The sequence below is a fragment of the Vibrio sp. CAU 1672 genome (assembly GCF_029223195.1).
GTDB lineage: Bacteria > Pseudomonadota > Gammaproteobacteria > Enterobacterales > Vibrionaceae > Vibrio.
In genome coordinates this window covers 183332-203512 of the sequence record NZ_JARHUF010000005.1, presented here as the reverse complement: position 1 = coordinate 203512, position 20181 = coordinate 183332, and the positions used below count along the sequence as shown (strand labels likewise).

Sequence of the window (20181 nt, the reverse complement as noted above, 5' to 3'; positions counted from 1 at the left end):
GAACCGAAAATACGATTCAGCCGCCATAAGGCGGCTGTTTTTATGCAGCATTACTCTTTGTCTTTGCTTGATTTTACCACTTCGCTCAGCGCTTCAATTAAGTTGATCGGCATCGGGAATATGATGGTCGAGGTCTTATCGGTTGAGATTTCAGTCAGTGTCTGCATGTAGCGCAGTTGCAATGCATTGGGGGATTCATTCAACATTGCTGCCGCATCTTTTAACTTGGTTGAGGCTTCAAGTTCACCGGTTGCATGGATGACTTTAGCCCGGCGGGTTCTTTCGGCTTCAGCCTGGCGGGCTAATGCGCGCACCATGCTGTCGTTTAAATCGACATGCTTAACTTCAACCGTGGAGATTTTAATCCCCCAATCGTCGGTTTGTTGATCGAGGATAGCCTGTAGGTCTTTGTTGAGCCGCTCTCTTTCCGACAGCAGTTCATCGAGTTCGTGTTGGCCTAACACCGAGCGCAGGGTTGTTTGTGCCAGTTGACTGGTTGCTTCGCCGTAACTTTCGATGTTGTTGATCGCCATCTCCGGGTTTACCACCCGAAAATAGACTACCGCGTTAACCCGGACGGAAACGTTATCCCGGGTGATCAGATCCTGTGTTGGCACATCCAGTACGATGGTACGTAAGTCAACTCTCACCATTTGTTGAATGAAGGGGATTAAAATGATCAGACCCGGCCCTTTGACCTCTTGGAAGCGACCGAGGAAGAACACCACACCACGTTGATATTCACGCAGAACTTTGAACATTTGTGTCGCTAATGCAAACAGCAACAAGATTACAACTGCCACAGTATAGAGCATCATATGCGCCTCCTATCCTTTAGGGCGTGATTTGGGAGCGACTGTTAAAGTCAGCCCTTTGACGTCAACCACTGTTACCTGCTCACCTTGTTTGAGTGGTTGGTTTTCGTGCGTTTTTGCTTGCCAGAACGTGCCATCAAGTTGTACCCGGCCATGTCCGTCAATAAAGTCGTCACTGACGGTCGCGAGTTTACCTGAGTAGTTTTCTATGCCGGTAGTTACGCGTTTGCGCCTGATTTTGAGCAGTAACCCGATGGTTAGCGCTATCAATAGCACGGAAAAAATAGCGATACCAAAAATCAGAGGCAGCGCGATTTGAAAGCCGGGTAACTCGCTGTCTAATAAGAAAATTGAACCCAGAACAAACGCGACGACCCCACCCAGTCCGAGTATGCCAAAACTTGGGCTGAAGGCTTCGGCAATCATCAAAGCAATCCCTAATAGTATTAGTCCAAGTCCTGCATAATTAACAGGCATGAGTTGCAATGCATACATGGCCAGTAGCAGACAAATACCTCCGAGGACTCCGGGCAGGCCAATGCCGGGGTTATAAAATTCGAGCAACAAGCCATAGATACCAATCAGCATCAGAATATACGCGACGTTGGGGTTGGTGATCACTGCCAGCATTTCTGCGCGCCAGTCTGGCATTCTTTCCACCCAGATGGGATCTTTGAGTGACATTGTCACTTCTTTTTGATTTATTTTGATTGTCTTGCCTTCTATTTGCTTCACCAGATCTTCAGGTGAGGAGGCAATGTAATCAATCACACCAAGTTGTAAAGCCTCGGTGGCATCCAGGCTTGCCGCTTCGCTGACCGCTTTTTCCGCCCATTCGGCGTTACGGCCATGCAGCCGTGCGAGGCCTTTGATATAGGCTTTGGCATCATTAATTACTTTCTTTTCCATTGTGGTATTGGCGGGAACCTCGTCATCAGAACGGGTGCCGGCATCATCATCACCGGAGGCTGGTTCGCTGTCGCCTTTATCATCGCCGCCGGGTGTTGGCGCACCGGGTGGGGTACCACCAAGGCTGACCGGTGTCGCCGCCCCGAGATTGGTGGCTTCGGCCATCGCGGCAATATGACTGGCGAGTAAAATATAGGTACCGGCACTGGCTGCACGCGAGCCTGATGGGCCTACCCATGTTGCCACCGGCACGGTTGAGGTTGTGATTGCGTGGATGATGTCCCGCATGGCGCTGTCTAAGCCACCAGGGGTGTCCATTTTTATCACCACCAAACTGATGCCTTCTGCTTGAGCCTGCTCGATTTCTCGACTGACGTAGTCACTGGTAGCCGGGCCAATGGCACCCTTGATGGGAACCACCCAAATCGTGTCAGCAAACGCCTGGCTGGCCAGCACGAGCGAGGTGAAGATCCATATCCATAACCTTTTCATCGTGCTCTCCTTGTACTAAATGGTTAACGGACCACAGAAGAACTCAAGGGTTAACAGCTTGTTTGTCCTTGGCGCGGCCTATCGTTTTGGTTGTTCCTCGTGGCCATCGCGAATTATGCCGTGACTTGGACACTCACTTTGCTACGCCATGGATTCACAAATCGATTGGTTCGAATAGAACGACAAAACACTAACTTAAGTATAGATACGGAAAATAATATGAGAGAAATGAAATAGATTTATGTTGATTGGCAGGGGAGGAAAGCGAAGTACAGGTGTCTTTGTACTTCGCTGGCAAAAGCGGACTAGTGGACTTTTTCACCACAGAAGAGGGCGTGAGTTTCGGCTTCAGGCATAGGTTTGTAAAAATAGTAACCCTGCAGCTCATCGATATCCCAAACTTTAAGCTTGCGCACCTGGCTGGCGGTTTCAACGCCTTCAGCAACGATAGACAGGCCTAGCTCTTGAGCCATTTTGGCTATATTACGCACCAGAGTTTTTGCTCGGTCGTTGGTTTCAATTTGATCAATGTAAGACTTGTCCAACTTTACTACGTCAAGAGGAAACGCACAGAGGCTGCCAAATGACGCATAGCCGGTGCCGAAGTCATCCAGTGCCAGTTGAACACCGAGTTCTTTTACTTCGTTCATACGCTGGATGGTTTCGGTTTCGACACCCATTAACATACTTTCCGTGATTTCCAGCGCCAATATACCAGGAGCGATCGAGTATTCTGCCAGCACAAAATGCAAATGTTCCGTCAGACGCGCATGATAAAAGTGTTGTGCGCTGATGTTGACGTGGATAGACAATGGTTTCAAGCCATGCTTGGCACGTTGTTGGTTGAGTTGGCTAACAAACGAACACGCTTGTTTCAAAATCGATTCGCCCAGCTCAACGATAAGTTTACTTTGCTCCGCCAGAGGGATGAAGACGTCGGGGGAGATCAGGCCCAGGCTGGGGTGATTCCAGCGCGCCAATGCTTCAAATCCGACGATTTTACCGCTCTGGGTATTCACAATCGGTTGGTAGTACGCAATGATTTGGTCATTATGTATGGCATATTCGATGTCACGATTGATTAACAGTGCAGTCTGCGCCTTTTCTGTGAGTTTTTCGTCAATCACGACCACTTCGTTAGAATAACGGGTTTCTGTAGTTTGTACTGTATAAATCGCTGTTTGCAGTAGTAAATCCAAAGGTTTATGGGTGATTCTTTTGTCTGCGATTACTGCTTTGCAATGCAGATCAATCATCAAATCAGACACTTCGACTTTTTGTGAGAGCTTATCCATTAACTTGTGAGTTGCAGACATCGCCTGATAGAAATCTTGTTCGCTGGGTATGATGGCGATAAACTCAAACTCACTGATCCGGCCTACTTGATAGGCAGAAAGGTGTTTCGCAAACATTTTCCCGGTAAACTTGACCGCTTCGTCAAAGATAAGATGGCCATAAACTTCCGCGATCTGCTTAAGGCCTTTGACGCTGATGTACAAGAAAGAGAACTGATTGGGCTCATTTGCGCTCCGCTCTTGTAACGCGTTCAAAATTGAAGGGCGATTCCGCAGCCCGGATACCGGATCCAGATATGACAGCTGTTGGATTAACTGGGCTTGTTGTTTGGTTTCTCGCAAATCATGGATCAGCATCAGCAGGGCATTCTGGCCATTGTGCTGGATCTGACTGATTTCGAGCAGGCAGGCGATTTCCTCGCCAAGGCTGTTGACCAGCGGAGCTTCCAGCTTGGTGGTGGTATCTTTGAGCTGGTTAAATATCTGCTCGATGAGCAAAGCATCTTTGCTCGATGGCGGGCAAAGTTTGTCGAGTGGGTAACCCAGTAGTTGCTCACTCTGATAACTTAACAGTTCCAGAGTCTTTTCATTGCAGTCAATGATCTCGCGATTTAACACCAATAACATGCCAACCGAACCGCTATGGTAAATGGCGTTAAATTTCTCCAGTGAGTCTTTCAGCTGGGTTTGAGTTACGCTGGTGTTATCAGAGAGCTTTTTGACCAGTTTTGTGGCCAGCTCAAGCTCATCGATCTTTTTCTCTTCCGGGTGCTCTATTTGGTGCTGAGAGAGCAATTGGCTGATGCCTTGTTCAAAATGAGCGAAGCGTGTACCGACCCGTGTACTGAATAAAAAGAAAGTACACAATCCAATGACACCAGCGGCAAGACCGACCGCCCCAAACAGGCAGATGAATAACTTGTGGCCTTTTACATAATAAGCGCGGGGCGCGACCGTTTTCAAAAATGCAATAGGCTCAAGATCGTTATCGAGAATAGGCGTCCATTGCGTCATGGTTTTGTTGTCGCGCTCCAGCAAGCTACCCTGTTTGCTTAAGATTTGCTGCTGTTTTTCGAGTTCGGCAGGGAGTGCCAACAACAGCTGGCTCTCCGATGTCAGTATGGTCTTGAAATCGCCAGGAAAACGCAGCGTCAGATCTTGTCCCCAAATAAGCCATCCTGATGATATGGACGTTCCTTCACTGTTGCGCACGGGCGTCAGGCTGATCGACCAGATTTGCTGGTCAATTTTGAATAAGCCGGATTTACTTTTAAGGTTGAAATCGGCTGCGATCTCCATTGAGGCAATATGGCGCCGGATTGCGGGATGAGCCAGGATCTGAGTGATTAAGTCGGCAGATTGAGCAGCACTGGGGGTTCGGCTCAACTGGTCAACAAGCGAACCATCGCGGGTAACAAATGCGAGCATATCGAGAGAGAGTACATCGAGTGCCCCCTCATAGAGGTTTCTTTCCCGGTAGCCTGCGATTTCTTGTTCTGGCTTATCGAGCAGGTGATAGGTTTCATCCCAATGTGCCCAGTCGTACGAATGTTCCAGTTGCCGAGCGACCATCATGCTGATCGCACTTTGTGCCTGGCGACTTGCTTTTGTGATATCCATTCTCTCCAGCTCATCTAGGCTGTAGAGGAAAAAATAACGGGTAATAAACAGAAAACTGACAATCATGCCAACTAAGCCCAGAGAAAAGTACAAGGCGGTTTTGTGGCGGAGGCTGGCATTTAAACGACGAAATGAGGACATTGAAATATTGTTATTATGTATTCATAGGTTGAAATTGTACGACAGCTATTATGCGTAAGAATTGATACAAGTCCAATTTAATCACATTCGTTTTAGATAAATAGTATATTGCCCTCTAAACGCAAACGGTTGGCGAATTTTTTGTGGCGTTTCTTGCAATGATAATGGTTATAAATCAGGGTTATGCGAGTACTATGAGCTATGCTCTGTTTTTGCATAAAAACAGTATTATCTTTCAAATTACTATTGAAAGTTGGTATGGGCTGGCCTTCCTCTGGAAGGCGGTTTAACGCTGTTTGTGCACCAGTCACTAAGATGCAAATACGAGTTATTTTGCTCTTATTTACGTATTTAAGCATTTTGTTTACTCTGTATAAGTTAAAGCTCTAATTGGATTGGGAATTGTGCCAAATTGAGTGATCTAACTCACACTTATATCGGAAATTGCCTATCTTATCGATGAGTCTTGTGGCACAGCGCAAGGAGTGGGATGTTAAATTGATGTTAATGTTGGCCGGTGTAACCAACCAATGGATAGCATCGTGACCCTTAATACGCAGCATAGTTTAATAGGGCAGGACGGAATGCCGCAATACGGCCAGTTGAAGGCGATTCCCCTGCAACTCGGTTTACCGGCATTTCAATATCGGAATGAAATGGACAATCCGGCTTCCCGCTGGCGCAAGTTTTTTGACTATAAACAGTTCCAGTTCGTTTCGATTGTCACGAGTGACTATGTAGTTGGCGTGGCAATCGCGGATATTCGTTATCTGGTGTCGGGATTTTGTTATGTCTTCGATAAGCAGAAGGAAGTGTTAAGCGAACAACAATGGCTAAGGCCATTAAATATTGGTGCGCAAACTCAGTCATCCAGCTGGCAAAGTAGCGCACAAATCGCGAAGGGCAGGGTGCAGTTTGTTATTAGCGGTGGTGAATGGCGGATCAAGCTGAACACGTCGACAATCACAGCGGATCTTTGCTTACAGCCGTTAAGTGACAGTGAGCCGCTGATGCTCTGCACGCCGACCGGCTATGCCGGCTGGACGTACACGCAAAAACATAATGCGCTGCGAGTTTCCGGTTCGCTGCGAATCAATAACCAACCACAGGAGTTGTCTAAGGCGAGTGCCGGATATGACTTCTCTGCGGGGTACATGCGCCGTGAGACCAGCTGGCGCTGGGCAAGCATTAATCATCGTACCGATACGGTATCGATTGGTTTAAATCTGGCTGCTGGTGTCAATGAAACGGGTGCATGTGAAAATGTGTTGTGGGTCAATGGCGTGCGTCATTTATTGCCATCAGTATCGTTCCAGTTCTTCCGCCTTAAACCGGATCTAGGCTGGAAGATCTCGTCGCAAGACGGACGCGTGAACCTAATGTTTAAGCCGCGATGTGTTCGGGCGGAAAAGAAAAACTTCATTTTATTGAAAAGCAACTTCCGTCAATACGTTGGTCATTTTTCCGGGGCCGTTATTGATGGTGATGGTACCCGGCATGAGTTAGAGCATGTTCTGGGACTGACAGAAGATCACTTTGCGAAATGGTAGGACAAACAATGGATTGGTCGCAATTAATGGAAAATCCGGATTGGTTATTGATGGCGTTAGCCCCGCTGTTTTTTATTTTTATTCTGGCGGAGTACTGGCTTGGCCAGCGCCGGGGACGACTGCCTGATAACGCCCGCTATCATCTCCCTGAGGTCGCGTGCAACTTTGTACTGGCAGGTATGCACCAGGTGAGTGATATTCTGGCGGGCCTGCTGATCGCTAAGTTGTATCTGTGGTGGTTTGGCTGGCGTCTGTTTGATATTGACATATCTGTGGCATCATTTGTTTTATTGATGGTGCTACAGGACTTTTTCTATTATTGGTTCCATCGTGCCAGTCATCGTATTCGTTGGATGTGGGCGGCCCATGTGGTGCACCATAGTTCGGAGCGGATGAACTTCAGCACTGCATTTCGTCAGAGCCTGATGTATCCGTTGGCGGGAATGTGGCTGTTCTGGCTGCCTTTGGTGATGATTGGTTTTAACCCTAAATGGGTGGTGTTTGTGGTATTACTCAATTTGGGGTTGCAGTTCTTTGTTCACACCCAGTGGATACGCTCACTCGGGCCATTAGAGCGGGTGTTCAATACCCCTTCCCATCACCGGGTTCATCACGGGGTGAATCGCCAGTATATTGATAAAAATTACGCCGGTGTATTGATCATCTGGGACCGGCTGTTTGGCACGTTTGAGCCGGAAGTAGAAACCGTTCGCTATGGTATTTCCAAGCCCGTCAACAGCTTCAACCCCCTGACGGTGACCTTTGCTGAGTGGCGCGATATGTTGCATGAGGTTACCCGCTCAAATCTGTCTTGGCAGGAGAAATGGCGATGTTTGTTTTCGCCCCCTTCTGATTCTTCAGACTAGCAGCGTTTGCCATTCTTGATGATGGTTGGTAACGCTTCAAAATGGGCCAGCAAATCACTCAGTTCACTGACGGCCAGTGAGGCATGTTCGGTGAAATCAAGTTCAATACCGTGATGAATCAGGCATGAAGGCATCTGGGCGTTATAGGCCACTTGCAGATCATAAAGATAATCGCCGACATAGAGGACTTCATCAGGTAACAGCCGCCACTCTTTGGCCAGTGTCTGCAGGGCGAGGGGATCAGGCTTGGCCGGAAAGCACTCACGGGTGATCACGCGCTCGACACTGATTTGATTGTGTTCGAGCTTCCGGTGCGTGGCATTAATGCAGTTGCGGGTAATAATGGCTGTTTTGATCACACTTTGGTGCAGGTGGCTGAGCAGTTCGTGACAACCCTGCATGGGCTGCGAGTGTTCCGCATCAGTAAGCTCGTAGTTGAGGATAATATTATGCGCATGCTCTTTGAAATGAGGGTGATCGGCGTTGTCGATGAAGTCCAATAAGTCTTGGTCTGCCGGGCACCCAAGCTGCCGTCTCAGTTCCGTAAAATTCATATCGGAACTGACCAGAGTATTGTCCAGATCAAACACCACCGCTTTGATTTTCTCTAACTGTAAAGGATAGGGGATCATAGTTACCTCGTACCACGTAACCGAAAAACTATCACTAAGAAACATAAACTTATTGTTAAGCTTAGATAATTTTGCTTAGATTGGGGAAAAATAATTCAACGGTGCATCACAAAATCCGGAGGCGACATGCTAGTTCCACCACCATTAAAAAAAGGCGATACCATCGGTTTTTTCTCGCCTTCTTCCCCTGCAACTGTTTTTGCTCCCCAGCGATTTGAGCGCGCGAAAGCCTACTTGCAAAATCAGGGTTATCAAGTCAAAGCCGGCAGCCTGACCGGCAAAACGGACCAATATCGTTCCGGATCGATTCAGGAACGCGTTGACGAACTGAACGCGTTAATCCGTGACCCTGAGGTACGCTGCATTATGTCCACCATTGGTGGTTTTAACAGCAATGCCTTACTGCCTTACCTTGATTATGACGCATTGAAAAAAGATCCGAAGATCATCGTCGGCTATTCTGATGTGACAGCGCTGCTGATGGGCATTTACGCCCGCACAGGCATTGTGACCTTCTACGGACCGGCGCTGGTTGCCTCTTTAGGCGAGTTTCCACCGCTGGTTGATGAAACTTTTGCATCTTTTGAATCGGTTACTTCAGCGCTTGCCCAGCTGGATCATACGTATCCCATGCCAGCCGAGTGGACCGATGAATGGATTGAGTGGTCTGCCCAGGAGCGGGCAAAAACGACGCTGCCGAATCAATGGCAGTTTATCGGGAATGGCGTGATTTCCGGGCGGGTGATTGGCGGCAACCTGAACACCATGACCTGTATTTGGGCCAGTGAGTATATGCCGGAGATTAAGGACGGCGATATTTTAATGATCGAGGACTGCCTGCAGGGCATTGATTCCGTTGAGCGCTCTTTTGCGCTGCTTAAACTTTCCGGCGTGTTGGATAAAGTGTCTGCGATAGTGTTAGGTAAACATGAAAAATTTAATCACAAAGGAACCGGACGAGCGCCAATCGATGTCTTGCTTGAAGTGTTGAACGGGCAGGATATCAATATTGTATATGACTTTGACAGCTGCCATACCCACCCGATGCTAACGGTGCCGTTAGGGGCAACCATGACGCTGGATTTTGAGCAGAAAACGGTGTCGGTAGCGTTATAAATTGCGCACCAGGCGGAATATTTTGCCGCTGTCGGTTGAAAAGTAGATGTCACCATCCGGGCTGGTGGTGATATCCCGGATCCGTTCGCCGAGCTCTTCTAGTAACCGATTGGATTCGGCAAGCGTGCTGCGACCTGAGATTGTGACGACATTAAGGTGCGTAAGTTTAAGAGCAGCAATGATCAGCTTACCATCCAGTTCCGGATATTTGTCACCTCGGTAGAGGATCAGGTTACTGGGGGCTATCGAGGGGATGTAGACCAGCTTTGGATTCATCATACCTGGTAAAGACTTCGCCTCACCCACATCCAGAGGTCCCCAATATTCTTTGCCATGTGAGGCCCGCGCCCAACCATAATTGTTCCCCGGTTCAATCAGGTTGATCTCGTCACCGCCGCGAGGGCCATGCTCCACAGACCAAAGTTGCTCCGTTTGCTGATCGTAAAATAGTCCTTGCGGGTTACGGTGGCCAAAACTCCATATTTCAGGTTTGCCTTGCTGTTTAATGAAGGGATTGTCTTCCGGTACGCTACCGTCAAGGTTAAGGCGTAAGATCGCTGCCGCATGGTTGCTTGCATTCTGACCATTGTCACGTTCACCCCGATCACCGATGGAGATGAAAAGGTGATCATCGATAAAGGCGATCCGGCTACCGAAGTGGCGCCCGGTTGTGGTGATGGCATCGGCGATGAACACATCTTGCCAGTTGCTCAGAGTGCTGTCCTGTAACACCGCACTTGCTAATGCTACGGTTGTCCCGCTGCTGGTGCTTTTACTGTAGGTAAAATATAATTGCTGGCGATCCGGAGACTGGCCGGGGGCCAGTGCCACGTCAAGTAAACCGCCTTGCCCGCGCGAGTCGACATCGTTCACCTTCAGCAGGTGCTGGCTGGCTCCCGTGGTGACGTCGATCAGTCTGATGTTGCCTTGTTTTTCGTTTACGATCAGCCGGTGGTGATCGATAAATTCAATCCCCCAGGCAACATCCTGACCTTGGGTGATCAGTTGGGCGTGATAGGTGACAGCATGGGCTGAGAGTGAGATGCAGGCGAGCAGGGCCGTTGCGATAACTTTCATGGTTCCCTCCGGAGTCAGCGTACTTATCTAACAAGCTAACACCAAAATGACCAATGTGTCAGGTGCGAGGGGGTAAATATAACAATCCCCGGCACCGGGCCGGGGATTGGAGTGATGTTTGCCGCGTTGTTACATTGCGGCTGTAAAGATCGCCGAGATCTCTTCGTGTGTTGCCTGTTTCGGGTTAGTAAAGCCACAGGCATCTTTAAGGGCATTGTCTGCCAGTGTCGGGATATCTTCTGCTTTCGCGCCCAATTGCTGGATACCCGCTGGAATACCGACATCTTTTGCCAGCGAAACAATGGCATCTATGGCAGCTTCGGCGCCTTGTTCTGCAGTCATACCTTCTACATCAACGCCCATGGCTTTTGCCACATCACGCAGACGCTCTGGGCAGACTTGTGCGTTGTAGCGCTGAACATGAGGAAGAAGGATTGCGTTACATACGCCGTGTGGCAGATCGTAGAAACCACCTAGCTGGTGTGCCATGGCGTGAACATAACCCAGAGAGGCATTATTGAATGCCATTCCCGCCATGAACTGGGCGTAGGCCATTTGTTCACGTGCTTCCAGATCCTCACCGTTGCTTACTGCGGTGCGAAGGTGTGCCTGGATCAGCTCGATTGCTTTAATCGCCACCGCATCGGTGACAGGCGTTGCTGCGATAGACACGTAGGCTTCAATGGCATGAGTTAGTGCATCCATACCAGTTGCTGCCGTCAGTGACGCTGGTTTGGCCAGCATCAGCTCAGGGTCGTTGACTGAGATTAATGGTGTGGTGTGTTTATCCACAATCGCCATTTTGATGTGGCGCTCTTCATCGGTAATGATGCAGAAGCGGGTCATTTCAGACGCCGTTCCGGCAGTGGTATTGATTGCGATCAGAGGTAACATTGGCTTCGCTGACTGATCAACCCCTTCATAGTCAGCGATTTCACCGCCGTTGGCTGCGACAAGGGCGATGCCTTTTGCACAGTCATGTGGTGATCCGCCGCCAAGAGAAATGACAAAGTCACACTGGTTGTCTTTTAACAGCGCTAAACCTTGATTTACGTTGTTGATGGTCGGGTTAGGCTGGGTACCATCGAAAACGACGGTGGCGACACCACGCTCGGTTAAAAGATCCTGAACCTGTTTTACTACGCCGATTTGGTTAAGAATTTTATCCGTTACAATCAAACCTTTTTTAAAGCCTTGTGATTGGATGTTGTCCGTTGCGTCTTTCAGGCAGCCAGCACCCATCAGGTTTACTGTAGGGATAAAAAAAGCACTTGTCATATCAGGATTGCTCCATAGTTAGTATTTAGTTGTTATGTGTTTTCTGCAAATAATTTGGCACATGCTGACGTTGACAGAATTTGATCTGAGACAATTTCCTTAAAGTACTGGTCTTACCTTTCAGTGGATGTGTGAACAGGATCCTGTTGCACACAAATTTGGTGTATCAGTTAATTTTCGTTGCATATGATACCGGTTTTATTAGGCAAACGATTAAGTAAAACAGGCACTTAAAGATGAAGGTGCACTTAGTTGCTTAAAAAAATAAAAATCCCCACTGATTAAAAATCAATGGGGATAATGTGAGTAATAGTAAATTAGTAAAATCAGGCGATATCGATGAGTTTTTGTACCAGCTTGTCGATGCCAGAAGCGGCTTGTGAGATGTTCTCCGCCAGCATATAAGCAGGAGTTGACAGCACTTTGTGGGTTTCGTCGAAGTGGATCTCATCAACCTGGCAATTCACGTGCTCTCCCCCAAGTTGGTTGAATGCTGCTGCGGTTGCTTCGTCATGGCCAATTGTGCCTTGTACGCCATGCTCATAAATCATCGGAATGATCACCGGTGAGATACAAAGGTAACCGGCAGGTTTATTGGCACGAGCAAAGCCACGGCAGGCTTGGGCGACGTGGGTGTTGATCGAACACTCTGCTCCCGATACGGCAAAGTCAGTGAGGTTTTTGGCCGCACCGAATCCTCCCGGCAGGAGTAGCGCGTCAAATTCATCGACATTGAGGCGGGCAACATCCTGAATATTGCCCCGTGCAATGCGTGCAGATTCAACCAGGACATTTCTGGTTTCATCCATCTCTTTACCGGTGACATGATTGATGACATGAAGTTGTTCAATGTTAGGTGCGAAACAGTGCCAACTTGCCCCCGCCCGTTCAATTGCATAGAGGGATAAGACGGCTTCGTGAATTTCAGAGCCATCGTAGACGCCTGAACCACTTAAAATAACTGCGACTTTTTTCATTTCAGAGTTCCTTTAGTCTGTTGCTTCCGTTTCTTCTGTTGCGGGTGAATGGACAGTGGATTTGGGTTCCACGGCTTCACTTTCTGTGTCTTCTTCATAGTAGCGCACAACAAACGGGGTCAGCATGACACTCGAAGGAAGAAAATGCTTCATATCAACTCCTATCTACTTATTTAGTGGTTTTTTATAGTAATTTTGCTCACGGTTTACGTTGAAGAGGATCATTTTTGCTTTAAGCTGTGAGATTGTTTGATTTTGATGAGCAGTAGGTCACAGAGATAAAATGCAATCGGTTCAAGTTCGTTTCACTCTTTATGGTTGTATCGCTATTCTTGCATGGAGCGGTTTACTGGGTATGGCAAGGTTGGTGACAGAAAGTTTTGGCCCGGTTGGCGGGAGTGCGATGCTCTATACGCTGAGTTCAGTTTTGTTGATGATCGTTATCGGTGTTCCCAAACTCTCTTACTTTGCTCCTAAATATTTGCTGTTAGGCGGGGCAATGTTCGTCTGCTATGAGATTTTTCTGGCTCTGTCCCTGGGTTACTCAAATTCGCGGTCGCAGGCGATTGAAGTCTCGATTGTGAACTACTTGTGGCCGGCATTAACCGTGTTATTCGCGGTTCTGGGCAGTAATAAAAAACCGCATTGGATTCTTTATCCGGCCGTGCTACTCGCTTTTGTTGGTGTTGCCTGGACAGTCAGTGGTGGCGACGGATTGTCTGCCCGTCAGTTGTTCACTAACCTTGCGAGCAATCCAGCGGTATATGTAATGGCGTTTACTGGTGCAGTGATCTGGGCCATATACTGCAATCTGACGCAAAAACAGCAGTCAAAGCACAATGCTATCACACTGTTTTTTATCGCGACGGCCGTGTCTTTGTGGGTGAAATATGCGTTTACTGATGAACCCCGGATGGTGTTCTCCTGGGCAGGTATCGGCTACCTGTCAGCCTCGGCTGTGCTGATGGCGGGAGGCTATGGGCTGTGGAATATTGCGATTGTAGGAGGCAACATGGTGTTTTTGGCGACCTTGTCCTATTTTACCCCAGTTTTCTCTGCTTTATTTTCATCGCTGCTCCTGGGAGTAACGTTAAGCCAGGGGTTCTGGCAGGGGGTGCTCATGGTGACGACAGGATCGTTGTTATGCTGGGTAGTGACCAGAGAAAAGCGTGAAGCAGCGGGATAAGGCAGGGTGAGATTATAGTTTAGAGCTCGAACGTTATTATGTGATATATAGATAGAGGGAGAGGGGGATGTTCGCTCCCCCTCGGTTTACCGCGATTGCTTAGTATGCGACGTCTAAATTGAGCTGGAGTTTGTACTGGTGTTTGGATAAACGCTGGGTAAGGTGACGTCGCGTTTCTTCCAGTGTTTCCAGAGCAATCATGTCTTCATCAACATGCAGATTAACGTGTACCCGTAGCTCCTGACCTACTTTGGTCACCCCTGCCAACTTTAGTTGCTGGTCTGTGATTCTCTCGATGGCAGAAACTTCACTGTTAACGATCTGGCACAGCTCTTTACTTGGGGTCATCATTAACAACTCGCGTAGCGCACCACGCAGCATATCAAAAGGTACTTTAAGGAAGTAAAAACCCATCAAAACCATCATCAGTGGATCGGCATAGATCGCGTAGTGTGCGTAGGGGGTTAGTGATACCAGCCAGGCGACAACGAAGCCTACCGTTACAGCAACGCTCAATAATGTATCCATTTGCCACTGTTTCTCTTCAGCTTCAATTAAGCCTGAAGAAAAACGACGACGACGACGGGCAACAAACCACCAGGCAAAACCACATCCGACGATATTAATCACCCCAAAAAGGGTGGCAATTGAAGGCTCCACTGCTTGTCCGCCGGCAAAAAGGGAGATGATGGCGGAGTACAATGAGTAGCTGACAACCAACAAAATAACCGCGCCTTTAATCGCAATGACTATCGGCTCCAGAACGGCTTTGCCAAACGGGAAAATAGACTTAGATGGTTGGTTAATGTAATGCGATGCTGCCAGTGACAATAAAGTTAACAGCAGGCTGACAGAGGAGTATACGCCATCGAAAACGATAACAATCGAGCCTGCCAGCAAACCAAGAGCAATACCACCGACCGCAAACCCGGATGCTAACAGGGCTGAGATGGTTAGAGTACGACTTTCATTTTTGCTTGTTTGGGGACACATAAAATAGGCTCGGGTTAAAATTACCTATTTATTGTTCTCCTATTCGCCGGAATAGGCAAATACAAACTGTCTGATATTTCACCTTGAAACGGCCGTGTTTTATTTTATTTCTTATTATTCAATAGGTTATGACTAAAGCTTGCTGTCAATATTGTTGACGCTGACTGAATAATGTTTAGAAGTCAAACAAATAATCACTCAATTTGTCCGATAACCAGGTCATGGCGGGGTGCTCTGTTTGCCCGTTTGGAGAAAACATACAGTAGTCTTCGTGGGTTAAACCATAAGTGTGTTTAATTACGGCCAATTTTTGTTGACGAAGGTAATCGCGGATCAACGGTTCCGGCAGTACGCCCCAGGCATCTTCATCTAAAATGGTGTTGAGCATGTAGTCGAAACTGGAAAAGCCGATATAGCGTGTTGAAAAGGGCTGTAGTTCAGGGTTGTCCTTTTCATTGAGATACACCATTAAAGCTTGCATCTGATTGCGTAATTCGTCGTCGGCAACCCGGCGCATCTTAGTAAGAGGGTGATCAACCCGACAGACGGACATCATGCGAATCTTGCCGAGAGGATTGTAGGTGATGTGTGGGTTACCGCGCCGCTCATAGTCTACGCCAAAGGCAAAATCGACTTGCTGGGTGGTGACGAGGTTAGCTAAGTCCCCACTGGAGGCGAGAATGATATTAAAAGTAGTCGAAGGGTAGCGGTTATTGAGCTTGTGAGATAAATCTTGCCATAGCTCATCTGGCAGGGAGTCATCCCGTGCGATCCAGACTTCGGCGTTAAATCCTTCTGATACCTGAGCACAGGTCTTTTTGATCCTCTTCGTGGTAACCAGCAGGCTTTGACAATCTTTAAAGATGGCTTTACCTGCTTCAGAGAGGCTGAGCTGATTACCGGTTCTGAAAAACAACTCAACATTGAGGTCTTTTTCCAATGCTTTGATAGACATACTGAGTTTGGTGCGGTTGCAATTAAGCTGCCGGGCCGCTTCAGATACTGAACCATACTCTGCAATGGTACAAAATGCTTCTACTTGAGCTAAGTTCATGATTGGCAATAACCTGCGTTGTAAAAACCGAGATGTTCGAAAACCTGCACAGAGGATCTCATAGTGAAGAAAGATTATCGGAAAAATACGTGAATCGCCAGATAAGTCTATGGTCTTTTAAAGTTTTTGCGGTAATCTATGGGGGTTACAAGAAGTGAACATGGAGGCCACAATGGCACAAGATTGGGACGGCTTAGCAAAAGACTGGGAATCAAATCCAGCAACAGGACAATTTGCGCAGTCGGTATTTGCACAGTTACAACCGCTTACTCAGCTTGATGGCATTAAAGTGTTGGATTTTGGATGTGGAACGGGGCTATTGAGTCAGCTGTTGTCACCATTGGCAAAAGAGATAGTGGCACTCGATGCGTCTGAAGCCATGATTGAAGAGCTGGATAAAAAAGAACTTGTCAATGTAGAACCGGTGGTCGATTCATTGACCCGTGGATTGGTGGCACAGCATCCTGCTTTTCGTGGTCAGTTTGATCTTGTGGTTGCCTCTTCGGTGCTGGGCTTTGTCAATGACATTGAAACCTCACTGGAAATATCCCATTCCCTACTGAATCAAGGTGGTTACTTTGTCCATTTTGACTGGCTGGCTGATAGCGATCAGCAAGGTCTTACTGAGGCCCGGTCAACACAGCTATTAGAGAATGCCGGCTTTAATGACGTGCAGGTCAGTGTGGCGTTTGAAGTCACCTCTGACGGGCAGACCATGCCGGTGATTATGGGTGTCGGTCGACGTTAATTTCTCTATACGTTTCATTAAAAAAGCGAGCCAGTGGCTCGCTTTTTGTTTTTAGTAATTAAGTGGTTATGTTCTTAATCTCTTGTAGCACTTCCGGATTGGCAATTGCGCTCTGGTTTTCAACTGCTTTCCCGTTGACCACTTGTTTCACGGCCAGCTCCACTAACTTGCCGGAGCGAGTTTTAGGAATATCACTGATAGCAAAAATCTGACTGGGCACATGCCGCGGCGAGCATGATGATTTGAGGGTGTGTTTGATTGTCGTTACCAGCTCCTGATCCAGAGTCTGCCCTTCGCTGAGCTGGACAAACAACCAAATCACTTCATTACGTTCCTGCGCTTTGCCGACGGCGATCGAGTCAATGATGCCGTCAATCGCGTTCACTTGCTGGTAAATTTCTGCCGTGCCGATCCGCACCCCGCCTGGGTTAAGTGTGGTGTCGCTGCGGCCGAAAAAGGTATAACCGCCTTGTGGGCTTTGCTTCACGTCGTCTCCGTGATGCCACACATTATAAAACTTATCCCAGTAAGCGTGGTGATAGCGCTCTCCTGTATCGTGCCAAAATCCGAGCGGAAAATTGGGCAGGGCGTTGGTACAGACTAACTCACCGCGTTCACCGATCACCGCCTCACCTTGTGGGTTGTAAACCTGGACATTGACCCCTAAGCCAGCGTACTGGCATTCACCGCGATAGACCGGAGAAATAGGGTTGCCAAGGACAAAACAGCCACAGATATCGGTGCCACCGGCGATTGAAGCCAGATGAAGGTCGTCTTTCACGTGTTGATAAACATAATCGAACTGCTCAGGGTAGAGCACTGACCCGGTTGAACACAGGGTCTTCAGGCTGGTTAGCGGATAATGGTCCTTCGGTGAGTACTCTGTGCGCTCGAGCGCTTCCAGGTACTTGGCTGAGGTGCCGAACAAACTGACATCGCTATCGTTAGCCAATTGCCACAGCACATCGTAACTTGGGTACACTGGACTGCCGTCGTAAATCACCAGTGTCGCACCGCTAGCCAGAGCTGAAACATGCCAGTTCCACATCATCCAGCCGCAAGTCGTGTAATAGAACACATTATCCTGTGGCTGCACATTGCAGTGAAGTTGATGTTCTTTTAAGTGATTTAACGTGGTTCCTCCGACCGAATGAATGATGCATTTGGGTTTGCCGGTTGTTCCTGATGAGTACAGCACAAACAGAGGGGCATTGAAACTGACCCGGGTAAATTTCAGCGGACGCGGTTCATATTGATTGAGTAAGCTTTGCCAATCCTGGGTACAGACATCACATCCAGTGCTCTGTGGTTTCAGGTAGTTGATCTGGCAGACATGTTTGAGTCCGTCTAATTGATCAGACAACAGGTGGTTTTTATCTGACATATCAAAGGTCTTACCGTTAAAGGTATACCCATCACAGGTAAACAGTACTTTGGGTTTTACCTGACCAAAACGTTCAATTACGCTGTCGACGCCAAAATCTGGTGAGGTGGATGTCCAGATCGCACCCAGGCTGGTGGTGGCAAGCATGGCGATGACGGTTTGTGGCAGGTAGGGTAAATAGCCTGCAACCACGTCACCGTGGCGGACGTCACACTCAATCAGCCATTGCTGCACGCTGGAAACCTGGTCACACAGCTGTTGCCAGGTGTAGGTTGCTTTCTCTCCGCGTTCATTAGCAAACTTGATGGCGGGATGCTCTGCCAGCTGGTAGTCAAAACTAAGCAGGTTTTCGGCATAATTGATTTGCGCGTCAGGAAACCAGATGGTGTCACGATTAGGCATTGATTGTTGCCATTTGCTGTCTCCCAAACAGCGAACCCGCTCACCCTGAGTGCCAATAAGATCGCAAAACAGCCACACTTCTCGCCAAAATAACTCTTCATCTGTGACAGACCATTGATGTAAGGATGGATAATCGCTGATATCAAATCCCTGATGATTGATGTGTTCGATAAACTGCGTCAGGTTTGCTTTTTCTATTCGCTCCTGACTGGGTAGCCATACTGGTCTATCTGCTTTAAGTATTTGTTTTGCGTTTGACATAACTCCCTCGTTAACAATTAAGTTACAAATCTAGTCTGGGTGGTGATGTACAGAAAGTCAAACCACTGTTTAAGCTAAGCCAGGCCAATAAATCAGCACCTTATCTTTAAGTGTAAATATAATGTTACATCTTGGGGTGGGGCTAAAATTTGCTTAAGGATTGGAAGGTCAAACGAGTGTCGATAGGCTTGATGTAAAGGAAATGTTAACGGAGAGGCCGCATGACTCAGTATCGTTCAAAGCCTGTTAGTCAGGATGGCTTGGTGGAATGGAGCCAGGAAGAGGACGCGATTTGGCATGACTTGATCACCAGGCAAATGAGCGTGATTCAGGATCGTGCTTGCGAGGCGTATTTACACGGATTGAAGCTGCTCAATTTACCGCAGGATCGTGTGCCACAGCTGCCAGAGATTAATCGTGTTCTGTTAGAAACAACGGGTTGGCAGGTAGAACCGGTCCCGGCCCTGATTGATTTTGATCGGTTTTTCAATCTGCTTGGCAGCAAGTGCTTTCCGGTGGCGACATTTCTGCGCTCACGTGAGGAGTTTGATTACCTGCAGGAGCCGGACTTTTTCCATGAAATTTTTGGTCACTGTGCGATGCTCACGAATCCTGATTTTGCCGCCTTCACTGAACACTATGGTCAGTTGGGGCAAGCTGCAACCCCGAAGCAACGTGCGTTTTTGGCTCGGCTGTATTGGTTTACGGTTGAGTTCGGGTTGGTCAAAGAGGGGGACACAACCAAAATTTATGGTGGTGGGATCCTTTCTTCACCGGGTGAAACCATTTATGCATTAGAGAGTGATAGCCCGATCCGGGACGAGTTTGACTTGCAAACCGTTCTCAGAACGCCGTATCGGATAGATATCATGCAACCCAAATACTATGTGATAGAAGATCTGTCACAGCTATTTCAAATCAGCCAGATGAACCTGATCGGACAGGCTAACCAAGCCATTGCGGCCGGATTATTACCCCCACTTTTTGAACCTAAGGAACCTGCTCATGTTGAATGAACAAAAATGCCAAGCCTGTAGTTTAGATGCTGTCGCTCTGTCGAAAGAAGAGCAGCAAGCCCTGTTGTTACAATTGTCTGACTGGCAAATTATTGAGCGAGAAGGTATTCCGCAGCTAGAAAAAGTGTACAAGTTTAAAAATTTCAAGTTGGCTTGGGCATTCAGTAATCAGATTGCAGAGTTGGCGGAAGAAGAGTTCCACCACCCTTCCATTTTGTTGGAGTGGGGCAGCGTCACTGTAACCTGGTGGAGCCATTCCATCAAAGGTTTACACCACAATGATTTTATCTGTGCAGCGAAATGTGATGCGTTGGCAAATAATGCATAACATGACTTGATCGAAAAATGCCCAAATTTCTGTTTGGGCAT

General features: G+C 47.9%; 18 protein-coding genes. 7 read left to right on the top strand and 11 right to left on the bottom strand.

Annotation, left to right across the window (positions count from 1 at the left end; all coding sequences use genetic code 11):
• Positions 1–50: 50 nt before the first annotated feature.
• From P2G85_RS07335 to P2G85_RS07325, 3 genes are all read right to left on the bottom strand, one after another.
• Positions 51–818 (bottom strand): slipin family protein, encoded by a 768-nt coding sequence (locus P2G85_RS07335; protein ID WP_275863451.1) that lies wholly within the window; start codon positions 816–818, stop codon positions 51–53.
• A gap of 9 nt (positions 819–827) precedes the next feature.
• Positions 828–2216: a nodulation protein NfeD gene (locus P2G85_RS07330; RefSeq protein ID WP_275863450.1), complete on the bottom strand. Its 1389-nt coding sequence runs from the start codon at positions 2214–2216 to the stop codon at positions 828–830.
• A 305-nt stretch (positions 2217–2521) separates the two neighbouring features.
• Complete coding sequence (locus P2G85_RS07325) at positions 2522–5272, bottom strand: EAL domain-containing protein (protein WP_275863449.1); 2751 nt, start codon at positions 5270–5272, stop codon at positions 2522–2524.
• A gap of 530 nt (positions 5273–5802) precedes the next feature.
• Here P2G85_RS07325 and P2G85_RS07320 point away from each other — a divergent pair.
• Together P2G85_RS07320 and P2G85_RS07315 are read left to right on the top strand one after the other, a co-directional pair.
• Entirely contained in the window at positions 5803–6822 is a 1020-nt protein-coding gene (locus tag P2G85_RS07320) for a DUF2804 domain-containing protein (protein WP_275863448.1), read from the top strand.
• A gap of 8 nt (positions 6823–6830) precedes the next feature.
• Entirely contained in the window at positions 6831–7688 is an 858-nt protein-coding gene (locus P2G85_RS07315; RefSeq protein ID WP_275863447.1) for a sterol desaturase family protein, read from the top strand.
• Here P2G85_RS07315 and P2G85_RS07310 read toward each other — a convergent pair.
• Positions 7685–8320, bottom strand: a complete 636-nt coding sequence (locus P2G85_RS07310; protein ID WP_275863446.1) for an HAD-IA family hydrolase — start codon at positions 8318–8320, stop codon at positions 7685–7687. The two genes, P2G85_RS07315 and P2G85_RS07310, sit on opposite strands and share 4 nt — an antisense overlap.
• A 126-nt stretch (positions 8321–8446) precedes the next feature.
• Between P2G85_RS07310 and P2G85_RS07305 the strand changes: the two genes are divergently transcribed.
• Entirely contained in the window at positions 8447–9436 is a 990-nt protein-coding gene (locus P2G85_RS07305; RefSeq protein WP_275863445.1) for a S66 peptidase family protein, read from the top strand.
• Here the strand turns inward: P2G85_RS07305 and P2G85_RS07300 are convergent.
• The 4 genes from P2G85_RS07300 to P2G85_RS07285 form a co-directional block, all read right to left on the bottom strand.
• Positions 9431–10513, bottom strand: a complete 1083-nt coding sequence (locus P2G85_RS07300) for a PQQ-dependent sugar dehydrogenase (RefSeq protein WP_275863444.1) — start codon at positions 10511–10513, stop codon at positions 9431–9433. The genes P2G85_RS07305 and P2G85_RS07300 overlap by 6 nt on opposite strands.
• A 129-nt stretch (positions 10514–10642) precedes the next feature.
• Positions 10643–11791 carry an L-threonine dehydrogenase gene (yiaY, locus tag P2G85_RS07295; RefSeq protein WP_275863443.1) on the bottom strand — a complete coding sequence of 383 codons (1149 nt, stop codon included), beginning with the start codon at positions 11789–11791 and terminating at the stop codon, positions 10643–10645.
• A gap of 326 nt (positions 11792–12117) precedes the next feature.
• On the bottom strand, positions 12118–12768 hold the full coding sequence (gene elbB / locus P2G85_RS07290) for an isoprenoid biosynthesis glyoxalase ElbB (protein ID WP_275863442.1): 651 nt from the start codon (positions 12766–12768) through the stop codon (positions 12118–12120).
• A 12-nt stretch (positions 12769–12780) separates the two neighbouring features.
• Positions 12781–12921 carry a hypothetical protein gene (locus P2G85_RS07285; protein ID WP_275863441.1) on the bottom strand — a complete coding sequence of 47 codons (141 nt, stop codon included), beginning with the start codon at positions 12919–12921 and terminating at the stop codon, positions 12781–12783.
• Between the two features lie 130 nt (positions 12922–13051).
• On the opposite strand from P2G85_RS07285, the gene yddG reads away from it, so the two are divergent.
• Positions 13052–13954, top strand: a complete 903-nt coding sequence (gene yddG, locus P2G85_RS07280) for an aromatic amino acid DMT transporter YddG (RefSeq protein ID WP_275863440.1) — start codon at positions 13052–13054, stop codon at positions 13952–13954.
• A gap of 99 nt (positions 13955–14053) precedes the next feature.
• Here yddG and P2G85_RS07275 read toward each other — a convergent pair whose 3' ends face one another.
• On the bottom strand, positions 14054–14947 hold the full coding sequence (locus P2G85_RS07275; RefSeq protein ID WP_275863439.1) for a cation diffusion facilitator family transporter: 894 nt from the start codon (positions 14945–14947) through the stop codon (positions 14054–14056).
• A 175-nt stretch (positions 14948–15122) separates the two neighbouring features.
• Positions 15123–16001 (bottom strand): LysR family transcriptional regulator, encoded by an 879-nt coding sequence (locus tag P2G85_RS07270; protein ID WP_275863438.1) that lies wholly within the window; start codon positions 15999–16001, stop codon positions 15123–15125.
• A gap of 172 nt (positions 16002–16173) precedes the next feature.
• Here P2G85_RS07270 and P2G85_RS07265 point away from each other — a divergent pair, with 172 nt between their 5' ends.
• Entirely contained in the window at positions 16174–16749 is a 576-nt protein-coding gene (locus P2G85_RS07265; RefSeq protein WP_275863437.1) for a class I SAM-dependent methyltransferase, read from the top strand.
• 58 nt (positions 16750–16807) lie between these two features.
• Here the strand turns inward: P2G85_RS07265 and P2G85_RS07260 are convergent, their stop codons facing one another.
• Positions 16808–18796: an acetoacetate--CoA ligase gene (locus P2G85_RS07260; RefSeq protein ID WP_275863436.1), complete on the bottom strand. Its 1989-nt coding sequence runs from the start codon at positions 18794–18796 to the stop codon at positions 16808–16810.
• A 221-nt stretch (positions 18797–19017) separates the two neighbouring features.
• Between P2G85_RS07260 and phhA the strand changes: the two genes are divergently transcribed.
• Positions 19018–19812, top strand: a complete 795-nt coding sequence (phhA, locus tag P2G85_RS07255; protein ID WP_275863435.1) for a phenylalanine 4-monooxygenase — start codon at positions 19018–19020, stop codon at positions 19810–19812.
• Complete coding sequence (locus P2G85_RS07250) at positions 19802–20140, top strand: 4a-hydroxytetrahydrobiopterin dehydratase (protein ID WP_275863434.1); 339 nt, start codon at positions 19802–19804, stop codon at positions 20138–20140. The genes phhA and P2G85_RS07250 overlap by 11 nt, the downstream gene beginning before the upstream one ends.
• The last annotated feature ends 41 nt before the right edge of the window (positions 20141–20181 follow it).

What these genes read in the sequence shown, in the direction of transcription:
- P2G85_RS07285 (WP_275863441.1), bottom strand. Translation starts at nt 12,921, where the DNA reads ATGAAGCATTTTCTTCCTTCGAGTGTCATGCTGACCCCGTTTGTTGTG.
- P2G85_RS07265 (WP_275863437.1), top strand. Translation starts at nt 16,174, where the DNA reads ATGGCACAAGATTGGGACGGCTTAGCAAAAGACTGGGAATCAAATCCA.
- P2G85_RS07325 (WP_275863449.1), bottom strand. Translation starts at nt 5,272, where the DNA reads ATGTCCTCATTTCGTCGTTTAAATGCCAGCCTCCGCCACAAAACCGCC.
- P2G85_RS07320 (WP_275863448.1), top strand. Translation starts at nt 5,803, where the DNA reads ATGGATAGCATCGTGACCCTTAATACGCAGCATAGTTTAATAGGGCAG.
- phhA (WP_275863435.1), top strand. Translation starts at nt 19,018, where the DNA reads ATGACTCAGTATCGTTCAAAGCCTGTTAGTCAGGATGGCTTGGTGGAA.
- P2G85_RS07310 (WP_275863446.1), bottom strand. Translation starts at nt 8,320, where the DNA reads ATGATCCCCTATCCTTTACAGTTAGAGAAAATCAAAGCGGTGGTGTTT.
- P2G85_RS07260 (WP_275863436.1), bottom strand. Translation starts at nt 18,796, where the DNA reads ATGTCAAACGCAAAACAAATACTTAAAGCAGATAGACCAGTATGGCTA.
- P2G85_RS07315 (WP_275863447.1), top strand. Translation starts at nt 6,831, where the DNA reads ATGGATTGGTCGCAATTAATGGAAAATCCGGATTGGTTATTGATGGCG.
- P2G85_RS07270 (WP_275863438.1), bottom strand. Translation starts at nt 16,001, where the DNA reads ATGAACTTAGCTCAAGTAGAAGCATTTTGTACCATTGCAGAGTATGGT.
- P2G85_RS07335 (WP_275863451.1), bottom strand. Translation starts at nt 818, where the DNA reads ATGATGCTCTATACTGTGGCAGTTGTAATCTTGTTGCTGTTTGCATTA.
- P2G85_RS07305 (WP_275863445.1), top strand. Translation starts at nt 8,447, where the DNA reads ATGCTAGTTCCACCACCATTAAAAAAAGGCGATACCATCGGTTTTTTC.
- P2G85_RS07300 (WP_275863444.1), bottom strand. Translation starts at nt 10,513, where the DNA reads ATGAAAGTTATCGCAACGGCCCTGCTCGCCTGCATCTCACTCTCAGCC.
- P2G85_RS07275 (WP_275863439.1), bottom strand. Translation starts at nt 14,947, where the DNA reads ATGTGTCCCCAAACAAGCAAAAATGAAAGTCGTACTCTAACCATCTCA.
- elbB (WP_275863442.1), bottom strand. Translation starts at nt 12,768, where the DNA reads ATGAAAAAAGTCGCAGTTATTTTAAGTGGTTCAGGCGTCTACGATGGC.
- yiaY (WP_275863443.1), bottom strand. Translation starts at nt 11,791, where the DNA reads ATGACAAGTGCTTTTTTTATCCCTACAGTAAACCTGATGGGTGCTGGC.
- P2G85_RS07330 (WP_275863450.1), bottom strand. Translation starts at nt 2,216, where the DNA reads ATGAAAAGGTTATGGATATGGATCTTCACCTCGCTCGTGCTGGCCAGC.
- P2G85_RS07250 (WP_275863434.1), top strand. Translation starts at nt 19,802, where the DNA reads ATGTTGAATGAACAAAAATGCCAAGCCTGTAGTTTAGATGCTGTCGCT.
- yddG (WP_275863440.1), top strand. Translation starts at nt 13,052, where the DNA reads ATGCAATCGGTTCAAGTTCGTTTCACTCTTTATGGTTGTATCGCTATT.